This window comes from Rhodoferax sp., assembly GCF_037143375.1.
GTDB lineage: Bacteria > Pseudomonadota > Gammaproteobacteria > Burkholderiales > Burkholderiaceae_C > Rhodoferax.
The window spans coordinates 1-4257 of record NZ_JBAWYV010000212.1 but is presented as its reverse complement, the minus strand read 5'-3'; the positions used below and the strand labels follow the sequence as shown (position 1 = coordinate 4257).

Genomic DNA, 4257 nt, shown 5'->3' with positions numbered 1-4257 from the left:
CGCGAAAGGGGACTGCGCAAGTCGTGTGAGACTCCGGCCAGCAGCAGCCCACGCTCGATTTCAGCTATTCGTAGCCTGTCAAGCAGCTGACGGTAATCGTTGTAAATAAGGCGGATTTCACTTGAGGCGCCGTGCATGATCGATTCCTGTGAGGCCACTGCGCCGCCCTTTGAATCGATTTCCAACACATCGCCGCGGATGCTGCGACTCAATTGCTGTAGTGGACGCGTCACATGCCGTGTAAACCACCAACTCAAACCCACAAAAATAACCACCATCAAAGGTTCTAAGGGCGCGCTGTAAACGCTCAAAAAGGACCCTAACGGCGGCGCAGGCAGCCCGAGCCAGACCGGATCAAAGCCCGGCTGCACGGCATGGAACCAAAACTGCGTTCCGCTCGCGCTGTGCACCGCGCGTATGTCGTCCATGGCCAAGCCGCGCAGGGCGAATTCCGATTGCCAACGGGAAAATCCCGGGCCTACGGTCAGGTTATGGCTCGCGAAGCCACTGGGAAACAAGGCTTGCCGTTGCACCGGGTAACCAGGGGAAGCTTGCAACAACGCGGCACCTGGTGGTTGACGCACGACTTCTATCAGATTGGCGGCCCACAGCTGTGCATAGGGTGCGGCAGTCACAACCGAACGCGAGGCCATAAACATCATCGCCACCAGCACCATCAGAATGGTCTGCGCCAACATCAGGCGTGCAAACAAGGAGTCGAAAGGACGGCTGGTCATGGATCGGTTAGCTTAATTCTTTGAGTTCACCAGCGGACAGCGCATAGCCCAAGCCGCGGACGGTGACGATCCATTCGCACCCAGGGGCGGTATCTTGAAGCTTGCTGCGAAGTCGATAGATTTGTGTATCCACAGTGCGATCTTGAGGGCGATACGCGCCAAGCTGCATTGCAGCGTTCAGTGCTTCTCGCGACAAGGTCGCACCTGGTTCGCGCGCAAGCGCTTCCAATAGCTTGAACTCCGCCTCGGTGAGAGCCACCCGCTGACCGTTCAGCACGACCTGTCGAAGCAATCGGTCCAAATGCAGTCCATGCACGGCAAACTGGGGGGTTGACTGGCGCTCCACCTGCCGCCGCCGGCGCAGCAAGGCCCTGACCCTGGACACGAGCTCGTCCTTGACAAAGGGTTTGGTCAAGTAGTCGTCAGCCCCCAGATCAAGGCCGTGTACCCGATCCTGAGGTTCACCTTTGGCCGACAACATCATGATGGCTGTCTCCGGGTACTCCAATCGCCAACGGTTCAGCAAGTCCAGTCCATTGCCGTCGGGCAGCATGACGTCCAACACGACCACCTGCGGACGGTGCTGCGCCATAAGTCGCACGGCATGCTGGGCCGTTAGCGCCTCATAGACGAACCAACCCTCATGCTTAAGTGCGAGGGCAATGAGGTCTTGTAATTCCGCATCGTCATCCACGACAAGCACCTTGGAATACTGCATTTTTTGGAAACCTCTTGAACCCTTGGATAAAAGTGTGATTGCGACACCATGGACAGTTCGCGCGCAGCACCCATGGAGTCACCTACAAGGTGAATATGGAAAAATGTGATATTTGGACGAGCAATACCCAAGGGATACTGAGTTCATTGAGACACTGTGTCGATTTTAGTTGCCATTTTGGTCTGCCGCAGCGCAAGCACGACCGACGTACCTAAGCGAACCCACGACCAGTCTTTCGCAAAGTGAATTCTCGCGTTTCGCAACATCTTTTGAGGCTTCTTACTTAAGGAGATGCCGAGTGAATGACCGGAAATGGGGGCTTGAGCGGACGGTGGCGAGAAATCGGCTACTACCGGTTCAGGTCTTGACGAGTCATCGATGGCCAAAAACCCTGTGACTTCTAACGCGGCAAAACGGCAACTCACGCGCCATCGAAATCCCGGAACTTTTCAAAAACACTCGGTGAGCAGCCCCGTAAATTAAGAGCTACTAACCGTGTCTCAGTCTCCGATCAATTCAACGCGGCGCGCACGTTTTCCTTGTAGTTGTAGAGCGTGACGGACGGTGTCGTCAACTCACCTTTGGCAGTAAAGGCGATGTTCGCGGTCACACCCTTGTAGTGGGTCTTGCCGATGAAGGGCAGATAGACCGTGGGTTCCACCGAGTTGGCGCGCTTCATGGCGTCGACCAAAACGAATGTAGCGTCATAGGCGTAAGGGCTGTAGATCTGGAACTGGCCGGGGAAGCGGGCGTCGTATTTCTTTTTCCACTCGTTTCCGCCTTGCATTTTGGCCACCGAGGCGCCGCCCGTGGCGCAGGTCACATTTTTAAGCGTGCCGGCCTTGGCCGAGAGTTCGGGGAGCTTTTCGGTGCACAAGGCGTCACCGCCAAAGTACTTGACATCGGCCATGCCTAGCTGCTCCATCTGGCGCAGCATCGGGCCGGCTTGGGCATCAAGGCCACCATAAAAGATGGCGTCAGGTTTTTTGCTCTTGATGGCGGTCAGGATGGCCATGAAGTCGGTTGCCCGGTCGGTGGTGAACTCTTCGGCCACGACCTGCATGCCTTTTTGCTGGGCGGTGGCCTTGAACACGCCCACCAGCCCCTGACCGTAAGCCGTGCGGTCATCGATGATGGCGACCGACTTGAGCTTGAGCGCGTCATGCGCAAAGTAGGCCAGCGCAGCGCCCAGCGCGTTGTCGTTGGCGATCAGGCGGAAGGTGGTCGGGTAGCCGGGCTTGGTCAGGTCCGGGTTGGTGGCGGAGGCGGTGATATGCGGCAGACCGCACTTGCTGTACACCGTGGACGCTGGAATGGTGGTGCCCGACTGCAGGTGACCTACCACACCGGCCACTTTGGAGTCGCACAACTTTTGCGCTACCACGGTGGCTTGGCGGGGGTCGCCCGCATCGTCTTCGGCGACCAGCTCAAACTTGATGCGCTTGCCGCCAATCACGATCGACTGGGTATTCAACTCGTCGATGGCGAGGCGCACGCCGTTTTCAGTATCTTTGCCAATGTGGGCAATACCGCCCGAAGTGGGGCCAGCGTGGGCGATGCGGACGGTTTGAACGTCCTGCGCGAAGGCAAGGACTGCCGTCAGGGTCAAAGCAGCCGTAGCAGCCAGACGAAATGGAACAGATTGAGCAAGAGCAGTTGTCATGGTGAGTGATCCGGTTTTCATAAGGGGGAAAACAAAAGGTAACCAGGGTTTACCCTGATTAATCGATGTTACTCCTTGCCCTTTGCCCTGCGCTCAAACGCCTGACAGCAAAGCTTGCAAACGTGGCAAAGCCTGCTGAGCATTGCGCGTGGTGGCTTCTGCCAATGAGCCGGGTGAGATTCCGCGCAGCGCCGCCAGTACTGCGCCGATGCGCGGAATCTCACCCGGCTCATTCAGGCCTTGGGACGCACCGGCGGCCCGCTGCTCCGCCGTTTTGTAGAGCCAGTGGGGCGGCATATCAGGCGAATCCGTTTCCATCACCAGCGCGTCCAGCGGCAGGTTGGCAGCCAACCGGCGCAACTGCAAGGCACGATCAAAGGTCAGCGCACCGCCAAAGCCCAGCTTAAAACCTAGACCAATAAATGCCTGCGCCTGCTGCTCGCTGCCATTAAAAGCGTGGGCAATACCGTGCCAACGCCAAGGCTGGGCACCTTCCCGCGCTACGGCACGCAAACCTTTGAGCAACTGATCGGCCGATCGGCGCACATGCAGGATCACCGGCAAACCATGTTGGCGGGCCAGCTTGAGTTGCGCCCGGTAGAAGTATTCCTGACGCTCGCGCAGCGGGCTATCCCGAAGTTCGGGCACAAAGTAATCCAGCCCGATCTCGCCCACCGCGACCAATCGCGGATCGTCGCGGTAGTGGTGCAGGCAGGCGTCCAGCGTCGCCAGATCCGCCTCCGTGGCCTGCGCCACATACAGCGGGTGAATGCCCAGCGCGTAGCTGTCGCCGCCGGCGTGGGCCAGTTGCCGTACCGACTCAAAGCTCGAAACTGTGACCGCAGGTAACACGCAATGCGCTACGTTATTAATAGCTGCTCGCGCACGTACCACCTGGGCTAGAGGTCTAAACTCCTCTGCATCGAGGTGGCAATGGGTGTCGATCCAAATAGTCATACAAGGGTGTTTACCATAGCTTTGCCATGGGGATGACATCAGAATGACTTTTGCCTGTCGTAATCTTCGCAGACTTCCCTGCCCATTGAACAGGGTTCAACGCTGCCACACTCATCCAAGGACACTCGCATGAAATCTCAATTGACTCTTGTTGCCGCTGGCGTTCTCGCCCTCGGCGTTGC

4 protein-coding genes are annotated in these 4257 nt (G+C 57.8%); all 4 read right to left on the bottom strand.

What is annotated here, in order from left to right:
* The coding region (locus WCG50_RS17795) for a hypothetical protein (protein ID WP_336900934.1) at window positions 1-737 on the bottom strand (737 nt) is incomplete at its 3' end.
* Between the two features lie 7 nt (window positions 738-744).
* Window positions 745-1455, bottom strand: coding sequence for a response regulator transcription factor (locus tag WCG50_RS17790; protein WP_336900933.1), 711 nt, complete (start codon window positions 1453-1455; stop codon window positions 745-747).
* 511 nt (window positions 1456-1966) lie between these two features.
* Entirely contained in the window at window positions 1967-3118 is a 1152-nt protein-coding gene (locus WCG50_RS17785) for a branched-chain amino acid ABC transporter substrate-binding protein (protein ID WP_336900932.1), read from the bottom strand.
* A gap of 93 nt (window positions 3119-3211) precedes the next feature.
* Complete coding sequence (locus WCG50_RS17780) at window positions 3212-4075, bottom strand: TatD family hydrolase (protein ID WP_336900931.1); 864 nt, start codon at window positions 4073-4075, stop codon at window positions 3212-3214.
* Window positions 4076-4257 lie beyond the last annotated feature (182 nt).

What these genes read in the sequence shown, in the direction of transcription:
- WCG50_RS17790 (WP_336900933.1), bottom strand. Translation starts at nt 1,455, where the DNA reads ATGCAGTATTCCAAGGTGCTTGTCGTGGATGACGATGCGGAATTACAA.
- WCG50_RS17780 (WP_336900931.1), bottom strand. Translation starts at nt 4,075, where the DNA reads ATGACTATTTGGATCGACACCCATTGCCACCTCGATGCAGAGGAGTTT.
- WCG50_RS17785 (WP_336900932.1), bottom strand. Translation starts at nt 3,118, where the DNA reads ATGACAACTGCTCTTGCTCAATCTGTTCCATTTCGTCTGGCTGCTACG.